Raw genomic sequence first — 24,659 nt, 5'->3', positions numbered from 1 at the left:
GCACAGCAAACTGCTTCGTCAACTATACACCAGCGCCGTGGAGCTTTTGTCCTCCCCAGGACCGGTTCAGAAGTCCACCGGGGCAAGTTGTCCACAGCCGGCGCGGAGGGCCCGCGCCGGCCAAGAAGCCGGGGCAGACTCCGGACATGGGAAAAACGTGGACCCGAGAAGAACCCGGCCGCACCATGCCGGCGGTGTCCGGCCCCGGCCCCGGACACCCCCGGTCCCGGCTGCGGCCCCTCGCCTTGGCCGGAGTCCTGGCGGCGATGATTCTGGCGGTGGCCGTCCCCGCGGTTGGCTGGGACGAGCAGGCCAAGGCGCCGCTGCAATCCGCTGCCGGGTTTCAGCCTCCGTGGAGCTGGCCCCTCTCCCCCGAACCCGCTGTGCTCAGCACCTTCCAGGCGCCTGGTCAGCGCTGGCTTGCCGGGCACCGCGGAGTCGATCTGGAGGCATTGCCGGGGGCACCGGTTCTCAGTCCGGCGTCGGGGACAGTGGTGTTTGCCGGCTGGGTGGTGAACCGCCCGGTCCTGACGGTGGATCTCGGCGGCGGCCTGCTCGCAAGCTTCGAGCCGGTGCACGCGGAAAAGATGGCCGGCGACAGCGTGGCCGAGGGCGAGGTGCTGGGCCATCTGGCTGATCCTGCGTCGGCGGTTCCGGGCCATTGCGCAGCCTCATGCCTGCACTGGGGCGTGCGACTCAATCAGGACTACGTCAATCCGCTGAACTACGTCACGGATCGGAGGCCGTCCGTGTTGTTGCCGCTCCGCTGAAGAGTGCCTCCCGGACACCATGCGACCAGACGGAAACAGGTGTGGCCGGCCCCTGAGAGGACCGGCCACACCCGTGCATCGCTTGTCTTGCTCTGCGCTTCTCCTGCTCTGCGCTTGTCTTGCCCGGGAACAGCTTCAGCTGCCTCCGCAGGCAAAACGTCCTAGACGAACGCCGCCACGCCGGTGATGGCGCGGCCGGTGACGAGGGTGTTGATCTCGTAGGTGCCTTCGTAGGAGTAAATTGCCTCGGCATCGGAGAAGATCTTGGCCATGCCGTAGTCGGTGACGATTCCGTTGCCGCCGAGGATGCTGCGGCCCATGGCCACGGATTCGCGCATGCGGGCGGTGGTGAAGGCCTTGGCCAGGGCGGACTGCTCATCCTTGGCCTGGCCGAGGTCCTCAAGCTGCGCGAGGCGGACCATCATGCCCATCGAGCTGACGGTGTTGCCCAGGATCTGGACCAGCTGGTCCTGCACCAACTGGAAGGAAGCCAGCGGCTTGCCGAACTGATGGCGCTCCACGGCGTACTTGCGGGCCACGTCAAAGGCAGCCATCTGCTGGCCCACTGCCTGCCAGGCAACGGAGAGCCGGGTGACCTTGAGGACCTTGTTGGTGTCCTTGAAGCTGTTGGCGCCCTTGAGGTGGAAGTCGTCGCTGACCACCACGTTGTCCAGCACGATGTCGGCGTTCTGCACGGTGCGCAGGGCAATCTTGTTTTCAATCTTGGTGGCGCTGTAGCCCTTGGTCTTGGTGTCGACCAGGAAGCCCTTCACCTGGTTGTCTGCCACGTCGCGGGCGTAAATGACCACCCAGTCGGAGAACGTGGCGTTGCCGATCCAGCGCTTTTCGCCATTGAGGATCCAGTTGTCCCCGTCGCGGCGGGCGGTGGTGCGGGTTCCGCCGGCCACGTCGGAGCCGCCGAGCGGTTCGGTCAGGCCGAAGGCTCCGATTTTCTTCAGCGAGTAGATGTCCGGCAGCCACGCGGCCTTCTGCTCTTCGGACGCCAGCGCCTCAATGGAGCCGGTGAACAGTCCGTCATGGACGCCCAGGAAGGTGGCGAACGAGGTGTCCGCGCGGGTGAACTCGGCGTGGCAGAGGCCGGCAAAGAGGTTCGAGTGACCCTGGCGGTAGACCGGGCTCATGACGTCCAGCTCGGCAATCTTCGGGATCATGTGGTGCGGGAATTCCCCCGCGTTCCACCAGTCGGCCGCGAAAGGCGTGACCTCGGTCTTCAGCCAGGCGCGGATCTCATGGAGCCGGTCCCGCTCCTTGTCCGAGAGCAGGTCCTCGAATGCGTAGAAGTCGCCGTCCGCGTAGGGAAGATTGTCGACGTCGATAATTGCCATGAAAAATGTCCTTCGCTGCTGGTCATCAGTGACCCGGGCTGTGAAGCCGGTCTCACTGATGTTACCCGCGAGTAATATCTCGCACAACATCGCGTGCGGCCGAGCAGAAAAGGCTGAGCGGCCAGCCCCGGCGCACTCTCCGAATGGGCCAGGTCGCCATATCTGCACACTGGGCACGCGGCCCTCTCCGAGAGTGCACCTATGGTGGGTTTCGCCGCCGGCCGCACGCCGAAAGCGCACATATGGCGGATTCCAAAGCCGTGAGGTCGCCATATCTGCACACTGAGCGGGCCATCCTCGCCCTGAAGTCGCCATATCTGCACACTGGGCGCCCGCCGCACGCCGAGAGTGCACCTACGGGGGGCGCCACCGGCCGCACGCCGAGAGCGCACCTACGGTGGGTTTGAGTCGTCGCCGGTCGCTCTTTCCGTGCACCGGCTGCTGCCAGGCAAAAGAAAACACCCCGGTCCGAAGACCGGGGTGTTACCTGAGTCGTGACTCATCCGTAAACGCTGTCTCGACTCATCACAAGGGTAGGGCTGGTGGGGCTTGAACCCACGACCCACGGATTATGAGTCCGCTGCTCTGACCAGCTGAGCTACAGCCCCAAGACGCTCCTCTGCGCGCAAACACCGAGGAGCACAATAGAAACATCCTAGTGGCAGCCGCGCCCGTGCCGCCAATTGGCGGCACGGGAAGACGCGGGGGAAGACACGGGGGATGACACGGGAAGGCTCGGGGAAACAGCGACCTAGATGGTTCCCTGCGTGACCGGCCGTCCGTGGTACAAATCCTCGAAGGTCTGCAGGGTGGCGTCCAGGCTGTGCCGTTCCACCATGGCCCTGCTGCGGGCACCCATCTCGGCGCGTGCCTCGGTGTCCAGCTGCAGGATCTCGGTGAGCCGTTCGCTGAGCTCATCGCTGTTGCCCGGAGCGAACAGGTAGCCGTTCTTACCCGGATCCACCAGGTGCGGCAGGGCCATGGCATCGGCCAGCAGCACCGGAGTGGACGCGGACATGGCTTCCAGCGTCACCAGGGACTGCAGTTCGGCGGTTCCCGGCATCACGAACACGTCGGCCCGCTGATAGGCCCGGCGCAGTTCCTCGTCGGACACCAGGCCGCGGAAAACGACGCGGTCGGCCAGGCCGAGCCGCTTCACCTGCGCCTGCAGGCTGGCCTTGACTTCGCCGCCGCCGATGATTTCGGCGTGAACGTTCAGGTGCGCCGGCGCCTTGGCCACGGCGTCGATCATTACGTCCACGTGCTTCTCTTCGGCCAGGCGGCCGACGAACAGGACCGTCGGATGGTCGTGCCGTTCGTCGGACTCGCCCGGCTGCAGTTCGTAGACCGAGGCGTCGATGCCGTTGGACAGCGGCAGGACATCGGGCAGGAAGGCATGGGCGTGCATGGCCTTCGCGGCCAGCGGCGTGGGCGTGGTGACCACGGCCGCGCGGCCCATGACCTTGCCCATGTCCTTCCAGGAGTTCTTGGCCACGATGTCCTTCAGCCACCGGGGAAACGGCAGGAAGGGATCCAGGTTTGCGGGCATGAAGTGGTTCGTGGCGATGACCCGGATGCCGCGCTTCTCGGCCTCGTACAGGGTGTACTCCCCCACCATGTAGTGGCACTGGATGTGCACGACGTCGGGCTGCACCCGGTCAAAGAGCAGGCTGATTTCCTTCTTGATCTCCCACGGCAGGCAGATGCGCCAGTAGTCGTGGGTCGGCACGCCGTGCGACCGCAGGCGGTGCACCGGCCACTCGCCGTCGAGGTCGGAGCGGCTGCCGCCGTCGACGTCGTTGGGTGCCAGCACGTGCACGTCATGGCCCCGCCCGTTCATTCCCCGCGCCAGCCGGTAGCCGAACTGCGCCGCCCCGTTCAGGTGCGGCGGATAGGTGTCGCAGGCAATGAGGATCGTCAGCGGTTTATCGGCCGTTGCGTCGGTCACAGGGAGTCCCTCTTTTGGTCTTTAGACGTTTTCTCGGCGGCCTGCTTTTGCCGGTGCCGTGCCTCTGCCCGCCGCTGGATAACATCCGGGTGATAACGGGAGAGCGCAACGACCCCCACGATAGCAATCAAAGCTGCCACCCCCATGGCAACTGCCGCCACGGCGGGTACATCCGGCCGCAGCTCGTGGAGGACGCCGATGCCGATGGCGATGCCGACCATCGGATCGATCACGGTCAGACCGGCGATCACCAGATCGGGCGGACCGCTGGAGTAGGCGCTTTGAACGAACCAGGCGCCCAGTCCCGCGGCCACCACTATGCCGACGACGGTGTACCAGGGGACATTGAGCAGGAAGCGGCCGTTGGGGTTCAGCAGGTCGCCGGTGATGACTTTGGTCAGGACCGCGACGAACCCGTAGAGGACCCCGGCACCCACGATGAATCCGATGGCACCGATTTTCCGCCCGAAGAGGACGTTGAGTGTGCCGAAGAACACCACCACAACGGCCAGAATCAGGACGATGGTCAGTTCCTGCGCCGGCTGGACCTCGCCGGGATCACGCGTAACGCCGACGGCGAGGGAGACAAAGAGCGCGCTGCCGAGGACGCAGGCCACGATGGAGACGACGGTGATGCGGTTCATCCGCAGGCCCTGGTCCCGGGAATTGACGATGGTGGTGATGACCAGGGCGATGGAGCCGATCGGCTGCACCACAGTCAGCGGAGCCATGGCCAGCGCCGCCACGTTCAGGGCCATGCCCACCGCGAGCAGGAGAAGTCCCAGCAGCCAGCGCGGATTGCGCAGCAGCCGCAGCAGCTGCGACGAATTGAGGTCCAGCCCGCCGGTGTCGGCACTGACCGCGCTCCCCTGGCGCTGGGCCCCGAAGGCCAGGAACACCGCGCTGGCCAGGGCGCAGACAATGGCTAAACCAACCATCAGCCGTTCCCGGCCGCACTGCGCAGCCGGGCATGTTTATGCCACAAGGCCCGCAGATATCCGACCGCTGCAATGATGTGCCCCGCGCAGCCCAGCAGCAGCACGGCGTTTCCTGCGGTGAACAGCCAGGCATAGTCGAATCCGGGCACCCGCTGCAGCAGCAGGAGCGGCGCCCCCAGCAGCAGCAGCGCCGTCCGGATTTTCCCGACGTTGCTGACCGGAAGGTTGGGGTTGCCGTGAAAGAGCACCAGCGCGTTGAGGATCAGAATGGCATCGGGAATCACGATGGTCAGGACCAGCCATGCCGGTGCGATGCCCTGCACCACGAAGGTCACCGCGACGACGATCAGGGCCAACCGGTCCGCGACCGGATCCAGCCACTGCCCCACCCGGGACACCTGGTCCAAGCGGCGGGCCAGGTAGCCGTCCACCCAGTCGGTGGAACCCACGATCACGAGGGTGAGGAAGGCCGGGCCGTAGTCCTCCCGAAGGATGAACGCCAGGAAGAGCGGGACCCCCAGAAAACGGAGGACCGTGATCAGGTTGGGAATCGTCCAGAAAGTGTCCAGGACCGTTAGCTCACGGCCCGGACGTGTTCCTGCACCGATCAACCTGATCACGGTCCACTCCCCCTGTCAGCGATGGCGGGACCTACTTGGAGGCGAGCCTGCGGATCATGATGGCCATGGCCAGCAGCGAGGCCGCCAGGACGGTCAGGGGCTGCCACCGCTCCTTGATCATGGCCAGGATGTCGTCGGCCGCGGAGGGCCCGTCACCCTGCCCTGCGGTGTCCGAGGTGCGCTGCTGGCGGGCCCGGCGGGCCTTGAGCTCGTTGATCTGCGTCTTGACGTCAACTTTTTCGCCCAGCCCGTCGCGGACGGCGGCGATGTGTTCGCGCCGCTGCCGGGCGCGGGTCCGCAGCTCCTCGGGCGTTGCCGGCTTCGGCCCGTCCTCCGCCTGCTCTTTCTTCTTCTTGTCTTTGTCCTTGTCCTTCGGCTCCTTCGGCTTCTTCTCCAGCGTTGCCGGATCAAAGCTGCGGCCTTCCTTCAGGACACCGAGGTCGTAGCGCAGCCCGTAGATGGCTTCCTCGGGCAGCAGCGGCAGTGTCTTCTTGAACCGGTTGACGCCGATCAAGCCTCCCACTGCGGCGATAACCAGGAACAGCAGGGCCACCAGCAGGGCAGCAAGCCAACCCGGCATCACGGTGGCCAAACCCAGGATCGCGGCGACAATCAGCGCGATGGCCAGGCCTGCGATAAAGAGCAGTGCAACGACGAGAAACGCCGCAGCGACCCCCGCCTTGATGCCCTTCTGCTTCATCTCGGCAGTGGCCAGCGCGAATTCGTCATTCAGCTGGCGGGGGGTCAACCGGGCCATCACCTTCGCCAGGCCCACCAATGACGAATTCCCTGCGGTCCTTCGTGTGCTAGCGGAGCGATTCATGCGCCCTGCCTCCATCCCCTGATTACTGTTCGCCGTTGCCATTATCCAAAATTACCATTCTCCTCACGTTTCACACTGTGAACAGGTGTACCGGGCCGCTACGGGGTTTCCAGGCCTTCGCGGTCCTCCAGTGCGCGCCCGGAGAATTCGGGCAGTTTGGTCTTGACGAACCAGAAGGAAAGCACGGAGAAGATCGTGAAGATGGCGTACATGATCCAGACTCCGAAGTTATCGCTCACCCACGGGAAGGACAGGGTGACGATGAAATTGAAAATCCAGTTGACCATCGCACCCAGGCCCAGGGCCAGGGAGCGGATGTTGTTCGGGAAAACCTCGCCCAGGGTGACCCACATGACCGGACCCCACGTCGCGGCGAAGAAGATCACGAACAGGTTTGCGCCGACCAGGGCAACCGGGCCCCAGATGCCGGGCAGCGCGACGTCGTCGCCCATGCCCTCGGCCTGCGAGAACGAGACCGTCGCCATCAGCAGGCCCACGAACATCCCCGCCGAGCCGATCATGAGCAGCTTGCGGCGGCCGATCCGGTCGACGAAGGCAATGGCCACGATGGTCATGAGCACGTTGATGATCGAGGTGATGACCGACGTCGTGAACGAGTCGCTTTCGCTGAAGCCCACCGACTGCCACAGCGTGGTGGAGTAGTAGAAGATCGCGTTGATGCCGACGAGCTGCTGGAAGGCGGCAATGGCCATGCCCACCCACAGGATGGGCTGCAGGCCGAACTTCGGGCCGCGCAGGTCCTTGAACGTGGGCTTTTTGCTCTTGAAGCTCTCGCGGATCTGGCGGATCTTCAGGTCGGTGTCCACCACGCCGGAGACGGTGCGGAGCACCTTGGCGGCATCTTCATCACGGTTCTGGCGGACCAGATACTGCGGAGACTCCGGGATGGTGAGCGCCAGGACACCGTAAACGATGGCCGGGAACACGCCGACCAGGAGCATCCAGCGCCATGCGGCCAGCCCCCACCACAGCTCGCCCAGGGCGCTGCCGGCAGAATTGGCCAGGAACGCGTCGGAGAGCAGCGCTGCAAAGATGCCCAGGGTAATCGCCAACTGCTGGACGGACCCCAGGGCGCCGCGCCATTTGTTGGGCGCGACTTCGGCAATGTACCCCGGGGCGATCACCGACGCGGTTCCGATGGCGAGGCCGCCGACCAGACGCCACCACATCAGGTCCCACTCGCTGAAGGCGTAGGCCGACCCGATCGAGTTGGCGGCGAACAGCACCGCGGCGCCGACCATGACTTTCTTGCGGCCCAGGCGGTCGGCGAGTTGCCCGGCGAACCAGGCGCCGACGGCGCAGCCCAGCAGGGTGATGGCGACGGTGAAGCCCAGCACGCCGGGAGTAAGCGTAAATTCTTCGCCAATGGCGTCCACTGCGCCGTTGATGACGGCAGTGTCAAAGCCGAAGAGCAGACCGCCCACAGCCGCCGCAACGGTGACTGCAATCACCTTGAATGGATGGGCCACCTTCTCGGACTCGCCCGGATTAGGCCTTGGTTGGCTCGCGCCCATGGAAGGATCCTCTGTCTCTCGTTGGTTATTTGAAAGTTCCGCCCCAAACCTAGTAATCCTACGCATAACCCTAGGCACGACGGGCGGCGGAGGGAACACGTAAGCCGGGGAGCAGACAAGAGGGGCTGGAAAGAAACAGCAGGCCTGCGCCGGATTGCGGGCGGAGGCCTGCTGCCAGCCGTTGCTGCGCCGCCAGTTCGCGGCGGCGGGCTGCGTCCGGGCGGCGCGCCTGGCGCACGACGGCGGCAGCCATCGCTGCAGCGGGCGCCGCACCTGCGTGTCGGTCAGCGCGCTTCCGCGGTGTCACGGGAGTGCCGGACGTCACTCGGATGCCGGGCGTGCCGCCGGAAAAAGGTCAAAAAAAGACTCCCCGGCCAGCAGTGATGCTGGCCGGGGAGCCTGTTTGCTCCTCCGACTGGACTTGAACCAGTAACCCTTCGATTAACAGTCGAATGCTCTGCCAATTGAGCTACGGAGGAAAGCGCGAGTTCTACTATACAGGCTTTTCGGAGTGCCCGCGCACGGTTTCCATGTGTTCAGGCTCTCACTTTCGGCCCGCCACTCCGCGGCCCCGCGGCACACGCTGGTCCCTGCGGGTTTTGAAATTTCCGCCGCCGCTTCGGGATTCCGCCGCCGCTTCGGGATTTCTGCCGCCTCTTTGGGATTCTGCTGCCGGTCCGCAGTGGCAGGGATTTCCCACAACGGTCGATTCCTCCCGGAACGGCGCCGGATGAGCACCCGAGACGGGCTTGGCCCGGGAAACAAATGAGGCCCTGACCGGCATAATGCCAAGTCAGAGCCTCATTCTTTTGCTCCTCCGACTGGACTTGAACCAGTAACCCTTCGATTAACAGTCGAATGCTCTGCCAATTGAGCTACGGAGGAAAGCGCGTGTCCTACTCTACAGAGGTTTCGCAGGGAAGCGAAATCGGTGCGCCGGCGGGGATTTTTTCCCGCCCCGCGGCCGCGCCTACTGGTCCCCCCGCAGTGCCCGGCGCTGCATCTCCAGCTCCATCAGGTCACGGTTCAGCTGTTGGAACAGGGCCGGATCGGCGTTGGGGTCCAGGCGCTGCAGCTGGCCCAGCTTCTCGGCCTTCAAATGGGTCACCTGCAGTTCAAAGAGCCGATTCAGGATGTCCCGGCAGTAGCGCGCCAGGGCGTCGTTGTCGCGGGCATGCAGCGGAGTCACCGCGAGCTCGCTGACGAAATCCCGCAGCGTGTCAGGCAGCTCCTGGCGGACCTGTTCCACCCACTGCGCCGGTGCGGTGCCGGCGTGGCCGGCGGCAATGATCGCGTTGTGCACCGCCAGGTAGGCCGGCACGGAGAAGCGGGCGGCCTTGAAGCGCTCCCACTGCCCCTCATCCAGCAGGCCCGGCTGCTGCAGCGCCACCTCCAGCGCCTGCCGTTCCATCCGTGCGGCGGGATCCCGCGGGTCCGGCCGGGAGAACGCCGGCGGCTCGAGAGTGGGTTCCGGCACCTGCTGCTGGTAACCGGCCTGCGAGCCCTGCTGCTGGCTTCCCTGCGGCTGCCCGTATCCGCCGCGGGACTCCTGCTGCGAACCGCGGCCTCCGTGCTGGCCTCCCCGCTGGCCCTGGCTTCCCTGCTGGCCAGTGTCCCGGTAGCCGCGCTGGGAGCCGCGTCCGTCGTCGTGCGCTGCCGTCCCGGACCCGGTCTTGCCGTGCCCGGATTTGCCGTGCGCGGCACCTTCGCGCAGCCGTTTGGCGGCTCCGGCGACGGCTCGGGTGACGTCGTCGACGTCGGTCCCCAGCCAGCCGGCGAGCTCGCGGGCGTAGGCCGGACGCATGGCCGGGTCGCGGATCTCGGCCACCACAGGGGCTGCGGCGCGCAGTGCCTGCACCCGGCCTTCGACGGTGTTCAGATCGAATTTGCGCAGCGTGGAGCGGATCGCGAATTCAAACAGCGGCCGGCGCGAGCGGATCAGTTCGACGACGGCTGAGTCGCCGTGCTTTTGCCGGATGTCACAGGGATCCATACCCTCCGGATCCACCGCCACGTACGTCTGCGCAGTGAAGCGCTGGTCCTCCTCAAAGGCGCGCAGTGCGGCCTTCTGGCCCGCGGCGTCGCCGTCGAAGGTGAAGATCACTTCTCCCCCGGTGCCGTCGTCGGAGAGCAGCCGGCGGGCAATCTTGATGTGGTCCTCGCCGAAGGCCGTGCCGCAGGTGGCGACGGCGGTGGTGATGCCCGCCAAGTGGCAGGCCATCACGTCGGTGTAGCCTTCGACGACTACGATCTGCCGGTCCTTGGCGATCGAGCGCTTGGCCAGGTCGATTCCGTACAGCACCTGGGACTTCTTGTAGAGCTGCGTTTCGGGAGTGTTCAGGTACTTCGGGCCCTGGTCGTCCTCGTAGAGCTTGCGCGCACCGAAGCCGATCACGGCGCCGGTCAGGTCGCGGATGGGCCAGATCAGCCGGCCGCGGAAGCGGTCGTAGAACCGGGAGGCGTCCGAGCCGGTGGAGAACATGCCGGTGCCGGCGAGCTCGTCACGGGTGAAGCCCTTGTCGGTGAGGTGCTTGAGCAGCGAGTCCCAGCCCTGCGGGGCGTAGCCGACGCCGAAGTGGGCCGCGGCCGCCGGGTCGAAGCCGCGTTCCTGCAGGAAGTCCCGGGCGGCCTGCGCTCCGGGGGTGCGCAGCTGGGCGGCGAAGAACTCGGCGGCGATCTTGTGGGCGTCGAGCAGGCGCTGCCGCTTGCCGACGTCCTCGCGGCGGGGTCCGGTGCCGCCGTCCTCGTAGTGCAGTTCGTAGCCGAGCCGGGCGGCGAGCTTCTCCACCGTTTCGGAGAACGTGCCGTGATCCATTTTCTGCACGAAGGAGATGACGTCGCCGCTCTCGCCGCAGCCGAAGCAGTGGTAGCTGCCCACCTGCGGCCGGACGTGGAAGGACGGTGAACGCTCGTCGTGGAAGGGGCACAGCCCCTTGTAGGAGCCGATGCCTGCGGACTTCAGCGTCACGTAGCCGTCGATCACGGCCTTGATGTCGGTGCGGGAACGTACTTCGTCAATGTCTTCGCGTTTAATCAAACCGGCCATGCAACCCAGTCTATTCTTCCCCGCCAAACCGGCGCCGGGAGGCATAGCAGCGGGGGCGTCCCTGCCGTCCGAAGCCGGCCGGGGAACGCCCCCACTGTTGTGTCCCTATCCGTTACTCCTCTGCCTGCCGACGGCGGCTGAGGTACATTCCCAGTCCCCCGCTTAGGAGCAGCCCGGCAGCCAGGGCCAGAGGACCTGCAACCGAGGTGGCACCGGTATCCGGCAGGTCCGGACGGGCGGGCTGCGGCTCGGGACGGGCGGGCTGCGGCTCGGGACGAACGGGTGCGGGCTGGGCAGCGAATTCGTAGCTGTTGGTGACCACAGCCGTCACAGTGTCACTGGCCGGTACCGTCACCGGTGCGGGCAGCGTGGATTCCACCTCCACTGTTGAGGTGGCACCCGTGCTGGTCTCAGTAACGGTGCATTCGGTGCCGGCGGCAAGGCCCGCAAACTCGGTGGTCACCTCTCCGGTGGTGCCGCCAGGGATGGTTACCGTCTCGTCCAGGGCGGACCCGTCTGTGCCGCACCGGACTTCCAGGACGACTTCACCCTGTTCGCCCGCGGCAGCCCCGGTGATGACCTTGGTGACCACCAGGACACCCGGAAGGAAGCTGTAGGTATTCGTCACCGTGGTGTCGACGGTATCGCCGGCGAGAATTTCGATGTCAGCGGGCAATTCGGTGGTCACGGTGACCGCGGCGGTGGCCCCGGTCACCGGTTCGGTAATGGAGCAGGAGGCACCTGCCGGGATATTCGAGAACACCGCGCCCACGTCTTCGGTGGTCCCGGCCGGAACCTGGGAAACCTCCTCGAACACCGTCACCCCGTCGAGGGTGCACAGGACATCGACCTCCACGGATTCCTGGTTTCCTGCCGCCTCACCGGCAATAACTTTGGTGACGACCAAGGAGCCGGGATTCACCTCGTAAGTGTTGATGACGCTAGCCTCCGCAGTTTCCCCAGCGGCTATGGTCACGTCTTCGGGCAGTTCCACGGTGACACCCACCGCGGGGGTTTCACCCGTTCCGGGTTCGGTGACGCCGCAGCTCGCACCTTCCGGGATTCCGCTGACCGTGCCGGGAACGGTGCCTCCGGCGCCTGCTTCAATGGTGATGTCCTGGCGTATCACCTCTACTCCGTCTACGGTGCAGATGACCTCGACCGTGATGGGACCCTGCTCCCGGGCTGCCGGGCCTGCGATCACCTTGTCAACGGTCAGGGCACCGGGGTTCACCGTGTACGTGTCCGTGAAAACCACTTCCACGCCAACGCCGGCAGGAATCGTTACCGTTCCACCCGCAGGATCAACGACGGTTTCCACACTGACCTCGGTGGTGGCGCCGTCGGCGGTCTCGGTGACCGTGCAGCTGGCGCCCGCGGGCAGGTCCTCGAACTCCTCGGTGGTCGGTTCAGTGGTGCCGGCCGCAACGGTCACCGTCTCGTTCAGGACCGTCGCGCCTGAAGCGGTGCAGGTCACCTGCAGCGTGACGACGCCCTGCCGTCCGGCCCCGGTTCCGGCGATGTCCTTTCGGACGGCGAGGGTTCCGGTGGTGAAGGTGTAGTCGTTGGTCAGTGCCGCAGTAACGCTGCCCGCGGCGGGAACCGTTACGGTCCCTTCCCCGGTCACGGTGACGGCCACGGCGGCGCTTGAACCGTTCACGGTTTCCGTCACCGTGCAGCTGGTGCCGGCGTCAAGGTCGGGGAATTCGGCCGCTTCCGGGGTAATGGTTCCCTCCGGAATGGTCACCGTGGTGTCCAGCACTGTGGTTCCGTTCAGGGTGCAGACGACGGAGATCGTCACCGCGCCCTGGGCGCCGGCGGCCTCCCCCGTGTTGGTTTTGGTCACCACCAGCGTTCCCGGCGTAAAGGTATAGGTGTCAGTTACTGCCGCCGTCGCCGTCGTGCCGGAGACGATCGTGACGGCGCCGGGCAGGATGGTGCTCACTTCGACGCTGTCGCTGGCGCCGGTGGTCGGTTCGGTAACGGTGCAGGTGGAACCGGCGGGAATGTCGTTGAAGGTCTCCGATTGCGTCCCGGTGGCCTCCGCGTCAATGGTGAAGGTGAACTGGTTCCCGGTGCCGCAGTCGATGTTGATGACTACGGTGCCCTGGCTGCCGGCGGCCGGACCGGCGATCGACTTCGTGACGGTCAGGGAGCCCACTTCGGTGAAGGCTGCGGCCGCCGTCGCATTGGAGCTGAGCTCCCGCGTAACCGCCAGGATCAGCTTCTGGGCGTTGTCCACCCCCGGTGTTGCCGCGTCGTAAAGATAGACGCTGCCCGTGGGTACGGTGACCGCGGCCCGGGCCGTAAGGTTTGCCGGTCCCGTAGCACCCGTATCGCTCCGCACCCAGACCTGCGTTCCGCTCGGCACTGGACTGTTCAACGGAACCGTTCCCTCGGCATCCGCGTAGAGGCTGAAGCCTTCATCGACCGTCACTTCAATTTCGTCCGCCTCGGACGTCACCGTATGCGGCCCGGCGACTCCGGTCACGGGTGCTCCGGTGGTGGGCGGTGTGATGGCAATGGCCGGCGGGTCGGGCTCCTCCAGCGGCCCGGCGTCAATGGTGGCATTCACGATGGAAGCGACGGTCGGGTAGAGGGAACTCGTGCGATTGACCACGTAGCCGTCAGTGAAGAACCAGATGGCTGCCTGCACTGCGGCCGCCTTGGTGTTGTTGTTTACGCCGGCAGGGAGATTCGTGCTCGGGTAGTACGTATTCAGAATCCGGTTGACGTATCCGATATTCGGGACGTTGGATTCATCCCAGCTGCCGTTTTCGTAACCGATGCTCACCCTAGTGGAGGTGCGCAGGTCGATGCAGTACATCTCGGCGGTGGTGGTGCCGCTGGCGTCCTGGGTGTTGATGATGCCGGCAAAGCTGACGTTTTCCGTCTGGTACCCGGCCGGCACACCGGCGGGATAGGCGTCAATGGGCCAGGTTTGCCCCAGGGGCGGCAACCCTCCCGAAACGTTTCTCCCGGCACCCAGCGAGGTGACCACGATGTCCGTATTCGTCGCGTCGGCAGGAGGCGCACCCAGAACAGGCCCGGGATCCGGGGCGGCCTGCGCGGGCAGCCCCAGCGGCAACATCGCCAGGCCTAGCAGGAAAACCAGGAGGCTCCGAGAGTGGAACCGTCGGCTTCCGTTCCTGACGCGGCGTAGCTGGCGGGAACGGGTTGTCTGCTCAGTGCTCATAGCGGTCCTCTGGTGCGCGTGTCCGGCCGACCGCCCGGCGATAGTGAATCGCCGGACGCTGAACCACCCCGCGCCAGAGGCTAACGGTTCAGCCGCCGGTTCACCAGAGAGCCGGCCACATTCCCTACCAGAGCGCAGGAACCGGGCCCACCAGCCGTTCGTGGAGGGCGAGTGCCGAACCGTCCGTCAGCGAGGCGACCTGGTCGACGACGACGCGCAGCCGGGCGCCGTCGTCGTCCGCGTCCCGCCAGTCCGCGGCGAACATCGGCTCCAGGTGCCGGTCCCCGGTGGCCGACAGCTGCGCCACGAGGGCGGTGAGGATTTCGCGCTGCCGTTCGTAGAGCGGCTGGCGCTGGTCGGTGGTCATCACGAACGTGGTGGCCAGGCCCTTCATGACGGCGATTTCGAGCTGGGTTTCCTCGGGCACCACCATCTCGGCGTGGTAGCGGGTGAGCGGGTCGGTGCCGTAAATGCCGCGGGTGGCTTCCAGGGCGCTGTTGCAGAACCGGCCGATCAGCTGGCTGGTCATGTCCTTCAGCGCTGCCATCGCCTTGCGGCTGCCGTCGGATTCGCGGACCCAGACCGGATCCGCCTCGAGCCGCTTCAGCGCCTCCTCGATCGCGGCGCCGTCGGTGCCGGGCAGGTACCACTGCTGGGTGTAGCCGACCACGCGGGCGCGCTGGTCCGGGTTGTCCAGCCACTTGAGCTGCACGTGGCCGGCGACGATGGCGTCTTCGACGTCGTGCACGGAGTAGGAAATGTCATCGGCCAGGTCCATGACCTGCGCCTCGAGGCAGGAGCGGCCGGCGGGGGCGCCGTCGCGCAGCCAGGTGAAGACCGGCATGTCGTCCTCGTAGACCCCGAACTTGGTGGTGCGGTGCCCGTTGACGAGCGGGGCGTCGGCCATCCGCCACGGATATTTGCAGGAGGCGTCCAGGGAGGCGCGGGTCAGGTTCAGGCCGGCCGGCCCGCCGTCGGGCGCAATGATCTTGGGCTCGAGCCGGGTCAGCAGCCGCAGCGTCTGCGCGTTGCCCTCAAAGCCGCCGATGGCGTGGGCGATGTCGTTCAGCGCGGTCTCGCCGTTGTGCCCGAACGGCGGGTGCCCCAGGTCATGCGAAAGGCAGGCGGCGTCGACGACGTCGGGATCGCAGCCCAGCGCGTTGCCCAGCTCGCGGCCCACCTGCGCCACCTCGAGGGAGTGGGTCAGCCGGGTCCGGACGAAGTCGTCGGTGTCCGGGGCGACCACCTGGGTCTTGGCGCCCAGCCGGCGCAGCGCCGAGGAGTGCAGGACCCGGGCGCGGTCGCGGCCGAACTGGGTGCGGTTGGTGTTTTTCGCAGGCTCGGTGACCCAGCGGGCAAGGTCAACGTCGGTATAGCCTGCGGTTTGGAAAGCCTGCGGAAAGGTCATGGGTGTTTAGCCACCTGAAATGTTGAGTTCGGCTGCGGAAATGACTGACTTTTGCGCGGCGTTGAGCTCGCGCGATTCCAGCCAGTTTTCCGGCAGTGCTGTCTTCTTGGGTGATCCGGCGCGCCCGCGCGGACCTTCGGCGTCGACGCCCGGGTACGGGGCCTCGGGGTCGAGCTGGTCCAGCAGCTCGCGCAGCACTTCCAGCGTGGGCACTGTGGCCAGCTGCGCGCGGAGGTCTCCGCCCACCACGTAGCCCTTGAAGTACCAGGCCATGTGCTTGCGGATGTCGCGCAGCGCCATCATTTCCCCGCCGAAGGTCTCCACCAGCAGTTCGGCGTGCCGGTAAACGCTCTCGGAGACTTCCTTGAGTCCCGGGCGGTGGCGCACGTCGCTGCCCTCGAAGGCGGCCTGCAGGTCGCCGAACAGCCAGGGCCGGCCCTGGCAGCCGCGGCCGATGACGACGCCGTCGACGCCGGTTTCGCGCACCATGGCGATGGCGTCCTCGGCGGACCAGATGTCGCCGTTGCCCAGCACCGGAATGTCCGGCAGTGCTTCGCGGAGTTCGGCGATGGCCGACCAGTCGGCCTTGCCGGAGTAGAACTGGGACGCGGTGCGCCCGTGCAGGGCGACGGCGGCGACGCCGGAGTCGCGGGCAATCCGGCCGGCGTCGAGGAAGGTCAGGTGGTCCTCGTCGATGCCCTTGCGCATTTTGATGGTCAGCGGAACATTGCCCTTGGAGGCTTCCTTCACCGCGGTCTGCACGATGGCCTTGAACAGGTCCAGCTTCCAGGGCAGGGCCGAGCCGCCGCCCTTGCGGGTGACCTTGGGGACGGGGCAGCCGAAGTTCAGGTCAATGTGGTCGGCGCGGTCTTCCTCGACGAGGATGCGGATGGCTGCACCGACGGTCACGGGATCCACGCCGTACAGCTGGACGGAGCGGACCTTTTCGTCGTCGTCGTGCTCGATGATGCGCAGCGACTCCGGCGAGCGCTCAACGAGGGCCCGCGAGGTGACCATCTCCGTCACGAACAGGCCGCCGCCGTATTCGCGGCAGAGGCGGCGGAAGGCCTTGTTGGTGATGCCGGCCATGGGTGCCAGGATCACCGGCGTGTCCACGGTGATGGGACCCAGCTGCAGCGGCGGCAGCTCGAGCTTGAGTTCAGGGGATAAAACAGTCACACCCCCATTCTCGCAAGTGGATGCAAATCCTGCTTGCGGTGTGGGGTTCGGGGTGTGGAGTGAGGTTGGGGTGGGCGTTGGGGTGGGGTGTTGGGGTGGGGGTGTTGGCGGGGTGGATCGCACGATTCGGACCGGGCTCGAGGTGACGGCCACCTGTCAGGATTCCTTTGTGCAGATAATGCACTCCCCCAGCCCCTCTCTGGATCCTTCGTGCAGATAATGCACTCCCGGACCGCCTTTTGGCGTTTCAGACAGCCGGATCTGCACGAGAGATTTCCCGAGGCAGCATTATCTGCACGAAAGATCCCGCGAAAGCCCCTGTTCTGCACGACGGTTGACCTCAAGCCCCCGGAGCCGATCCATAGTGCAGATAACGGGCCCAAAAGCCGGTTTTCGGGCCTTTTCAGCCCCTGATCTGCACGATAGATTTCCCGAAGCCCCATTATCTGCACGTGAGATCCCGTTCCAGCACCGAGAGCGCAGATCCAGCGGGTCTTGGCGGGTTTCCAGCACCGAGAGCGCAGATCCGGCGGGATCCACCGCGCCAAAGCCACCAGACATGCACTCTCGACGGGAACCGACGCGCCAAAACCAGCACATCTGCAGTCTCGGTAGCCATAAACGCCCTTCCAACACCGAGAGTGCAGATCCGGCGGTCTTGGCGGGTTCCAGTCCCCGGCTCTAGCCTTCCGCGTCCCTAGCCGTCGGGAGCTGCGTCCGGCTGCTCAGTGACCGGCGAGTGGGCAGGTCAGGGGTGCTGCCGTCGGCCGGATCCTGGGGCTCGTCCGCCTCGGCGGTTCCCCCGGGAACATGCGGACGGACACCGGCAACTACCGCGGCAGAGCTGTCCCGGCCGTGCGGCTTAACGCCGCCTACGCCAACGCCGCCCACGCCCCTGCCGTCGGGCCCCGCCCCATTCGCAAGCCCGCCCGCAACCGCGGCAGGATTCCGGGGCGGGCCCTCCGCCCCAACGCCCTTGATCCCGACCGCCTTGACCACCAGCACGGCGATCGCCGTGGTCACCGGGATGGCCAGCACGAGGCCGACGGATCCCACGAGCGTGCGGATCACTTCCTCGGCCAGCTCCCCGCTGGTGATGCTGTCCAGGAAGGGGCGGTCGTACAGGGACACCAGGATCAGCACGGGCAGGGCAGCGCCGGCGTAGGCGAAGGCGATGGTGTAGACGGTGGAGGCAATGTGGTCCCGGCCCACCCGCATCGCCCCGGAGAAGAGCGTTTCGCGCTGGCGCCAGGAGCCAGCTCGTACATTTCCCAGACCGCCGAGGACTGGGTGATGGTGACGTCGTTGAGCACCCCCAACCCGGAAATGATCAGCCCGCACAGGATGATGCCCGAAACGGAGATGCTCTCGGACGAGTTGATGAGCGTGTAGGCGTTTTCGTCGTCGACCCCCACCAAGTGGGCGGCATCGGTGGCCCACGCCGCCAGGCACGCCGTGATCGACAGTCCGAACAGGGTACCGAGCAGCGCCGTGGAGGTCCGGGCGGTGAAGCCGTGCGCAAAGTAGAGCACCCCGAACATGATCACGCTTGAACCAATCAGCCCCAGCAGCAGCGGCGGCTTGCCCTCCACCAGCCCCGGCAGGATGAACCCGGCGAGCACGGCATAGGCCCCGACCAACCCCACCAGCGCACGCAGTCCCCGCCAGCGCGCGACGGCGATCACCACTCCCGCGTACAGCACGGTCAGCGCCGCCATCGGGACGGAGCGGACGAAGTCCACGAAGACATACGGCGGAGCTCCCCCGCCGCCCTGCATCACGGCCTCGAGGTTGAGGTAGCGGATGGTGTCGCCGGCCTCGATGACCTCGCCCTTGGCGACCTCCGGCGGCACCTCGATCTGGATGGTCGGACCGCCGGCGTTCGGAACGGTGTAGGCAACCAGGCACTGCTGGGCGGTGCCGCCGGCCTCCACGAGCGCCTGCGACGACGGGCAGTCCTCCTCGCTGACACGCTGCACCTCGCCGGTGTCGAATTTGACCCCGTCGGCGGTGGCGTACGGATCGGAGACGGTGATGCTGCTGCGGTCCCCCGACGGCCACATCAGGACCATTCCGACCACAGCCAGCAGCCCCAGCGGCACCAGGATCCAGGTCAGCAGCCAGTTCGCCCGGCGCCGGGCGGCCAGCGCAGCCGGCGACGGCGGCTCGTCGGAGTGCGGAGAATGGCTGTGTCCCATCGGGGTCCTTCGGCGTCGGCACGGAGCTGCGGCCCACCGGAACGGACGCAGGAAACACGGTTCGGCATCATTGTCGCAAGTCAGGACGGTCTCTGCGAATTCACCCGCCCGCGGGTCGCCGGCGGGAGGCGACGACGGCGGGAGCGGCGGGTCAGGCTGGCGGGTACCCGGCCACGACGCGCGCGGCCGGGACTGGCCACGAGTGTGCAGCTATGGCGACTTTGCGCCAGCGAGTGCACCTCGGCGTCTCGGCTCCTCCCGCGGCGGCCCGCGGCGGCCCGCGACGGCCCTCGGTGGCCGCGGCGGCCGGTTCCGCGCATTGGTTCCCACTCTTTGTTACCTGGTGAGGCAGGTGGGACCCCGGGAGTGCTCACGCGCCACAAAGACTGGGAACCCGTGCCGGCACCACCCGGCCACCCGGTCATCACACGCCGGCCGGCATCCGAAGGCCCCAGCCCGCGCCGAGTGTGCCGAGCGGAGCCCCAGGTGCACAGCCTCGGGGCAGCCCGGTCATGCGTCGATCGTTCGAAGTACAGATAACGGGCTTCTCAGCCCGGAATAGGCCCGTTATCTGTACTACGGATGGGTCGGAGACTTGGGAAAGGCCCGTTATCTGTACTCTGGGCGCGCATCCGAAGGGCAGGCACCCGGATTGGGCCCGTCATCTGTACTACCGAGGGACCTGAGCCGCGGGCCGCTACCCCGCAAGCACAACGACGGCGGGCGCCGGCTCCCGAAGGAACCGGCACCCGCCGTCGTCGTTGTTTCAGGCCTGCGGCAGCTCCGAAATCCAGCCGCCGCGATGAAACCCGGCCTAGGTGCTGACGATCTCCGTCGCCGGGCCGACTTCGCGGGCGGCACCCTTGTGCAGCAGTGCCTGGACAATCCGGGCCACGGGCCGCATGGACTCGTCGACCTCCAGCTGCACCGGGTACTTGTAGGTCAGCAGCGCCAGCAGCGATTCCAGCGCCGCCTCCTGCTCTGACTGCTCCAGCTCGGGATCGTAGCCGAGGAACACATCGGCCGGCTCGTCCGTGCGGTTCTTCGTATAGCTCACGGCAAAGGCGGCGATCTTCCCGCCCTGCGCCTTGGGCGCATCCCGCAGCACGACGGCGCCGGCGGCACCGGTGGCGTCGTTGAGCAGCATCTGCTGCGCGCGCCCCAGCGTCATCTCGGACCGGTCCCAGCCGTGCACGGCGTTGTAGAACGCCACCACGGCCTGCGTCAGTTCCACCGAGCCGGTGGCCGCCTCGTCCAGCTGCGGACCGGAGTCGTCGTTGAACACGGGCAGGCTGATCCGGCCCGGCTCCACTACGACCACGCGGGAGCGCTGGATCCGGGAGAAACCGGCCGCCGCGGCAAACGCGGCGCCGGACGAGCCCGGCTCCACCTTCGCGCGCATGGCGGTGACGCCCGACGGCGCCATTTCGGCTTCACCCCGCAGCATGGCCAGCAGGGTGGAGCCGAGGCCGGCGCGCCGGTTCTCCCGGGCCACCTCCACGTACACCCACAGCCGGTCCGGATGCAGCGAGGTTTCGTAGACGACGCCGGCAGCCACCGGAATGTCGTCGTCCTCGGCCACGATGCACCGGCTCCACGGCTCGTCCGAGGACGGGCGGAGCACGGCACGGAACTGTCCGGCCTGCACGGTTTCCGGGTCGCCCCAGAGCTCGTTCAGGGCCAGGTCGTCATCTTCACGCCAGGGGCGGAACGTCAATGCCATTACGCGCCAATCAGCCTTTCCGCGAGGTAGCCCTCGACCTTGTCCAGACTCACCCGCTCCTGCGCCATGGAGTCGCGCTCGCGCACGGTCACGGCCTGGTCTTCGAGGGTGTCGAAGTCCACGGTGATGCAGAACGGGGTGCCGATTTCGTCCTGGCGGCGGTAGCGGCGGCCAATGGCGCCGGCGTCGTCGAAGTCGATGTTCCAGCTGCGGCGCAGCTGCGCGGCGAGGTCCTTGGCCTTCGGCGAGAGGTCCTCGTTGCGGCTCAGCGGCAGGACGGCGGCCTTGACCGGGGCCAGGCGCGGATCCAGCTTCAGGACCGTGCGCTTGTCGACGCCGCCCTTGGCGTTGGGGGCCTCGTCCTCGGTGTAGGAATCCACCAGGAACGCCATGAAGGAACGGGTCAGGCCGGCGGCGGGCTCAATCACGTACGGCGTGAAGCGCTCGTTGGTGGCCTGGTTGAAGTAGCTCAGGTCGGTGCCGGAGTGCTTGGAGTGCGTGCCGAGGTCGAAGTCGGTGCGGTTGGCGACGCCCTCCAGCTCGCCCCACTCGGAACCGGCGAAGCCGAAGCGGTATTCAACGTCGGTGGTGCCCTTGGAGTAGTGGCTCAGCTTTTCCTTCGGGTGTTCGAAGAGGCGCAGGTTTTCCGGATCGATGCCCAGGCCGGTGTACCAGTTGAACCGGTTTTCGATCCAGTACTTGTGCCATTCCTCGTCGGTGCCCGGCTCGACGAAGAACTCCATTTCCATCTGCTCGAACTCGCGGGTGCGGAAGATGAAGTTGCCCGGCGTGATTTCGTTGCGGAAGCTCTTGCCGATCTGGCCGATGCCGAACGGCGGCTTCTTGCGCGAGGTGGTCAGCACGTTGTTGAAGTTCACGAAGATGCCCTGAGCGGTTTCCGGGCGCAGGTAGTGCATGCCCTCTTCGTTGGCGACCGGACCCAGGAAGGTCTTGAGCAGGCCGGAGAATTCCTGCGGCTCGGTCCACTGGCCCTTGGTCCCGCAGTTGACGCAGGCAATGTCGGCCAGGCCGTTTTCCGGCGCGTGGCCCTTCTTCTCCTCGTAGGCCTCTTCGAGGTGGTCTGCGCGGTAGCGCTTGTGGCAGCTCAGGCACTCGACCAGCGGGTCGGAGAAGACCTCGACGTGGCCGGAGGCCTCCCAGACCTGGCGCGGCAGGATGACGGCGGAATCCAGCCCGACGACGTCGTCGCGGCCGCGGACCATGTGCTGCCACCACTGCTTCTTGATGTTTTCCTTGAGCTCGACGCCGAGGGGTCCGTAGTCCCAAGCGGAGCGGGACCCGCCGTAAATCTCACCCGACTGGAAGACGAACCCCCGGCGCTTGGCGAGGGAGATGATCGGATCCAGCTTGGATTTGGTCGAAGCCATGGAATGGTACCGCCGTTCTTTCGTGTTTACAGGGCCGCTGGGTGCGGTCCGCTCATGGTCCCGTCCGCGGTATGCACCGGCAGGTTGCACGGTGAGGGACTGCGGAGGGCAAAAGCTACAACTACCAGCTTAAGGTGAGCGCGGCGAAAGCCGGCTATCGGCGCACTTTGCGCCGGCTCCACGGCAGGGTGGCCAGCACCATGGCGGCCAGGGTCAGGGCGGTCCCGGCGATGGTGGCGGCGCCGACGCCGGATCCCGCCGCGGGCAGCACCGCGTCCAGCAGCAGCGAGCCGATCAGCTGCCCGCAGATCATGCCCAGGCCGGTCAGCAGCACCCCCAGATGGCGGACCAGCATGGCGCCCAGCCCGACATAGCAAACGCCCAGCGGGCCGCCCAGGTACAGATACCATTCCGTCGGCAGGGCACCGCCGAAACCCCACAGGGCCGACTTGACCAGCCAGCAGATCAGGAGGACCGCGGTGCCGACCACCAGGTTCACCAGAGTGGCGGTCAGCGAAGTGCCGTACTGAACGCTGGTGGTGCCGTTCATCGCCTGCTGGAAACTGATCAGCATTCCTGCGGTCAGGGGCAGCAGGACCGGGAGCAGCAGGTCAGCCGGCGATCCGCCGTCGAGCTTCGGGCTCAGCGCCCAGGCGACGGCGGCGATGGTCAGGACCGCGCCCGCCGCGCGCGCCGCAGTCACCGGTTTGCGCCCGGCCGGGCCCATGCCGATCCGGTCCACCAGCAGCCCGGTCAGGGTCTGCCCCGCCACGGTGGCGACGGTGAAGACAGCAACGCCCAGCAGGCCCACCGTCAGGGACTGGGTGAGGACGAAGTAGCCGCCAATGCCGCCGGCGAGGACATACCAGCGGGGAAAACGGCGCTCGCGCAGGGCCGGAAGGAACTGGCGGGCACCGGCCCGGCCGGAGGGCAGCAGGACGGTCACCAGCCCGATACAGACCAGCCCGACGGCGATGCTGGCCAGGGCGGCCCCCAGGCTGTCATTCATCCGGGCGCCGAGCGCGCCGTTGGCGCGGGCCTGCACGGGCACGGCCAGACCGGCCAGCAGGGCCAGCAGCAGGCCGGCGGCCAGGGGCAGACGGGAGGCTCCGGCCATCCGGGGCAGCGTTGCGGCAGTCACGCCATCAGCCTAGGGGTGAGCCGCACCGAAGCCGCATTGTTGCGGGCCGTCCGGGCGCAGCGGCGGCCGCCTCAGCGGCGGCGCCTCAGCGGCGGCGCAGGACGCCCGGCATGTTCCAGGGCAGGGTGGCGATCACGATTGCGGCCAGTGTCAGCAGGGTGCCCAGGACGGTGGCCGCCACCACCACGCTGCCGGGCGCGGGCAGGAAAATATCGAGCAGGAGTGACCCGACCAGCTGGCCGCCGATCATGCCCAGACTGGTCAGCAGCACACCCAGGCTGCGCACCAGCAGGGCACTCAGCCCGATGAACACGCAGCCCAGCGGTCCGCCCAGATACAGGTACCACTCCCCCGGCAGCGGCTCACCGAAACCGGACACTGCCACCTTGGCCAGCCAGAACAGCAGCAGGACCGCGGAACCGGCGATGAAGTTGACCAGGGTGGCGGTGATGGGCGTGCCGTAGTGCATGCCGGTGGTGCCGTTCATCGCCTGCTGGAAGCTCATCAGCATGCCGGCCGTCAGCGGCAGCAGCACCGGGAGCAGCAGCTCCGAGGCCGCCGAGGCTCCGCTGAGTTTGGGGCTCACCGCCCAGGCGACGGCGGCTATGGTCAGCACCGCGCCGACCACGCGCATCACCGTCAGCGCCTTCTTTCCGGCCGGGCCGATGCCCAGGCGGTCCACCACCAGCCCGGTCATGGTCTGGCCGGCGACGGCGGCCACCGTGAAGACGGCAACCCCCAGGACGGCGACGGTCAGGGTCTGGGAGAGCACAAAGTAGCCGCCGATGGCACCGGCCAGCACGTAGTAGCGCGGAAAGCGCCGCTCCCGCAGGGCCGGGAGCAGCTGGGCGGCGCCGGCGCGTCCGCGCGGCAGCACCGCGGAAATGATGATCATGACCACCAACCCCACGGTGAAGCTGACCAGGGCGGCGGCCAGCCCGTCGTTGAGTTCCTCGCGCAGGGCACCGTTCACCCGGGCCTGGGCAGGAATGGCCGTCCCGGCCAGGACAGCGAGGGGAAGACCGATCAGGGGATTGATTCGCACAGCATTTGGCACGCACCAACCCTACGGCAGGACCAAGCCGCTGCCGGAATCGGCGACGGACATTGTCGGGCAGAATGGAGGTATGAGTTCTATTGACCCCCAAGACCTTCCCATCCGCGACGACATGATCCGCCTGGGGCAGCTGCTCAAGCTGGCCAGCCTGGCCGAAGACGGCATCCAGGCCAAGCAATTCATCGAAGACGGCCTGGTGAAAGTCAACGACGCGATCGAGGAACGCCGCGGCCGCCAGCTGCACCCCGGCGACATCGTCTCGGTCAACGGTGAAGCGATCCGCATCGTTAAAGAGGGCTGATTACCGCCGTCTGAGCGGGTTGAGGCTCGGGCCGGCGGAAGC

16 protein-coding genes, 3 tRNA genes and 1 pseudogene are annotated in these 24,659 nt (G+C 66.8%); 2 read left to right on the top strand and 18 right to left on the bottom strand.

The genetic code is table 11. From position 1 onward, the window contains the following. Window positions 1–146 precede the first annotated feature (146 nt). Window positions 147–770, top strand: a complete 624-nt coding sequence (locus tag QNN99_RS14850) for a murein hydrolase activator EnvC family protein (RefSeq protein ID WP_229967443.1) — start codon at window positions 147–149, stop codon at window positions 768–770. A gap of 161 nt (window positions 771–931) precedes the next feature. On the opposite strand, the gene QNN99_RS14845 is transcribed toward QNN99_RS14850, so the two are convergent. The 18 genes and pseudogenes from QNN99_RS14845 to QNN99_RS14760 form a co-directional block, all read right to left on the bottom strand. Further along, window positions 932–2,116, bottom strand: coding sequence for an acyl-CoA dehydrogenase family protein (locus QNN99_RS14845; RefSeq protein ID WP_229967441.1), 1,185 nt, complete (start codon window positions 2,114–2,116; stop codon window positions 932–934). A 534-nt stretch (window positions 2,117–2,650) separates the two neighbouring features. Next, window positions 2,651–2,724, bottom strand: a tRNA-Ile gene (locus QNN99_RS14840). A 143-nt stretch (window positions 2,725–2,867) separates the two neighbouring features. Further along, entirely contained in the window at window positions 2,868–4,064 is a 1,197-nt protein-coding gene (locus QNN99_RS14835; protein WP_229967439.1) for a glycosyltransferase, read from the bottom strand. Next, a complete protein-coding gene (locus tag QNN99_RS14830) occupies window positions 4,061–5,002 on the bottom strand; it encodes a DMT family transporter (RefSeq protein ID WP_229967437.1) in 942 nt (313 codons plus the stop codon). The genes QNN99_RS14835 and QNN99_RS14830 overlap by 4 nt, the downstream gene beginning before the upstream one ends. After that, the gene (locus QNN99_RS14825) at window positions 5,002–5,622 is read right to left on the bottom strand and encodes a CDP-alcohol phosphatidyltransferase family protein (protein ID WP_229967435.1); all 621 of its coding nucleotides are present in this window, start codon (window positions 5,620–5,622) and stop codon (window positions 5,002–5,004) included. The genes QNN99_RS14830 and QNN99_RS14825 overlap by 1 nt, the downstream gene beginning before the upstream one ends. 31 nt (window positions 5,623–5,653) lie before the next feature. Further along, complete coding sequence (locus QNN99_RS14820; RefSeq protein ID WP_229967433.1) at window positions 5,654–6,445, bottom strand: phage holin family protein; 792 nt, start codon at window positions 6,443–6,445, stop codon at window positions 5,654–5,656. Window positions 6,446–6,543: 98 nt separating this feature from the next. Further along, window positions 6,544–7,980, bottom strand: coding sequence for a sugar porter family MFS transporter (locus QNN99_RS14815; protein ID WP_229967431.1), 1,437 nt, complete (start codon window positions 7,978–7,980; stop codon window positions 6,544–6,546). A gap of 406 nt (window positions 7,981–8,386) precedes the next feature. Continuing rightward, window positions 8,387–8,459, bottom strand: a tRNA-Asn gene (locus QNN99_RS14810). A gap of 333 nt (window positions 8,460–8,792) precedes the next feature. Beyond that, window positions 8,793–8,865 (bottom strand) — tRNA-Asn (locus QNN99_RS14805). 85 nt (window positions 8,866–8,950) lie between these two features. Continuing rightward, window positions 8,951–11,026: a DNA primase gene (gene dnaG, locus QNN99_RS14800; RefSeq protein WP_229967429.1), complete on the bottom strand. Its 2,076-nt coding sequence runs from the start codon at window positions 11,024–11,026 to the stop codon at window positions 8,951–8,953. Window positions 11,027–11,138: 112 nt separating this feature from the next. Then, entirely contained in the window at window positions 11,139–14,117 is a 2,979-nt protein-coding gene (locus QNN99_RS14795) for a thioester domain-containing protein (protein WP_229967427.1), read from the bottom strand. A 229-nt stretch (window positions 14,118–14,346) separates the two neighbouring features. Next, window positions 14,347–15,630 (bottom strand): deoxyguanosinetriphosphate triphosphohydrolase, encoded by a 1,284-nt coding sequence (locus QNN99_RS14790; RefSeq protein WP_229967425.1) that lies wholly within the window; start codon window positions 15,628–15,630, stop codon window positions 14,347–14,349. A 6-nt stretch (window positions 15,631–15,636) separates the two neighbouring features. Beyond that, entirely contained in the window at window positions 15,637–16,809 is a 1,173-nt protein-coding gene (dusB, locus tag QNN99_RS14785) for a tRNA dihydrouridine synthase DusB (RefSeq protein WP_229967423.1), read from the bottom strand. A 681-nt stretch (window positions 16,810–17,490) separates the two neighbouring features. Next, window positions 17,491–19,007, bottom strand: a pseudogene (locus tag QNN99_RS14780) (YibE/F family protein). 814 nt (window positions 19,008–19,821) lie between these two features. Further along, complete coding sequence (locus tag QNN99_RS14775) at window positions 19,822–20,730, bottom strand: GNAT family N-acetyltransferase (protein WP_229967421.1); 909 nt, start codon at window positions 20,728–20,730, stop codon at window positions 19,822–19,824. Next, window positions 20,730–22,118, bottom strand: a complete 1,389-nt coding sequence (locus tag QNN99_RS14770) for a glycine--tRNA ligase (RefSeq protein ID WP_229967420.1) — start codon at window positions 22,116–22,118, stop codon at window positions 20,730–20,732. The genes QNN99_RS14775 and QNN99_RS14770 overlap by 1 nt, the downstream gene beginning before the upstream one ends. Window positions 22,119–22,272: 154 nt before the next feature. Further along, a complete protein-coding gene (locus QNN99_RS14765) occupies window positions 22,273–23,235 on the bottom strand; it encodes a DMT family transporter (protein ID WP_229967577.1) in 963 nt (320 codons plus the stop codon). Window positions 23,236–23,344: 109 nt separating this feature from the next. Then, window positions 23,345–24,316, bottom strand: coding sequence for a DMT family transporter (locus QNN99_RS14760; protein ID WP_229967417.1), 972 nt, complete (start codon window positions 24,314–24,316; stop codon window positions 23,345–23,347). Between the two features lie 70 nt (window positions 24,317–24,386). Between QNN99_RS14760 and QNN99_RS14755 the strand changes: the two genes are divergently transcribed. Next, entirely contained in the window at window positions 24,387–24,617 is a 231-nt protein-coding gene (locus QNN99_RS14755; RefSeq protein ID WP_229967416.1) for an RNA-binding S4 domain-containing protein, read from the top strand. The last annotated feature ends 42 nt before the right edge of the window (window positions 24,618–24,659 follow it).

The organism is Arthrobacter sp. zg.Y820, from assembly GCF_030125555.1.
Classification (GTDB): domain Bacteria; phylum Actinomycetota; class Actinomycetes; order Actinomycetales; family Micrococcaceae; genus Arthrobacter_B.
Note: the sequence above shows the minus strand (reverse complement) of the source record. Positions and strands in the feature narration are given on the sequence as shown.

Coding starts and splice junctions, on each gene's coding strand:
- QNN99_RS14850 (WP_229967443.1), top strand. CDS start 147: ATGGGAAAAACGTGGACCCGAGAAGAACCCGGCCGCACCATGCCGGCG.
- QNN99_RS14845 (WP_229967441.1), bottom strand. CDS start 2,116: ATGGCAATTATCGACGTCGACAATCTTCCCTACGCGGACGGCGACTTC.
- QNN99_RS14830 (WP_229967437.1), bottom strand. CDS start 5,002: ATGGTTGGTTTAGCCATTGTCTGCGCCCTGGCCAGCGCGGTGTTCCTG.
- QNN99_RS14820 (WP_229967433.1), bottom strand. CDS start 6,445: ATGAATCGCTCCGCTAGCACACGAAGGACCGCAGGGAATTCGTCATTG.
- QNN99_RS14815 (WP_229967431.1), bottom strand. CDS start 7,980: ATGGGCGCGAGCCAACCAAGGCCTAATCCGGGCGAGTCCGAGAAGGTG.
- dnaG (WP_229967429.1), bottom strand. CDS start 11,026: ATGGCCGGTTTGATTAAACGCGAAGACATTGACGAAGTACGTTCCCGC.
- QNN99_RS14795 (WP_229967427.1), bottom strand. CDS start 14,117: ATGTTGCCGCTGGGGCTGCCCGCGCAGGCCGCCCCGGATCCCGGGCCT.
- QNN99_RS14790 (WP_229967425.1), bottom strand. CDS start 15,630: ATGACCTTTCCGCAGGCTTTCCAAACCGCAGGCTATACCGACGTTGAC.
- QNN99_RS14775 (WP_229967421.1), bottom strand. CDS start 20,730: ATGGCATTGACGTTCCGCCCCTGGCGTGAAGATGACGACCTGGCCCTG.
- QNN99_RS14770 (WP_229967420.1), bottom strand. CDS start 22,118: ATGGCTTCGACCAAATCCAAGCTGGATCCGATCATCTCCCTCGCCAAG.
- QNN99_RS14765 (WP_229967577.1), bottom strand. CDS start 23,235: ATGGCCGGAGCCTCCCGTCTGCCCCTGGCCGCCGGCCTGCTGCTGGCC.
- QNN99_RS14755 (WP_229967416.1), top strand. CDS start 24,387: ATGAGTTCTATTGACCCCCAAGACCTTCCCATCCGCGACGACATGATC.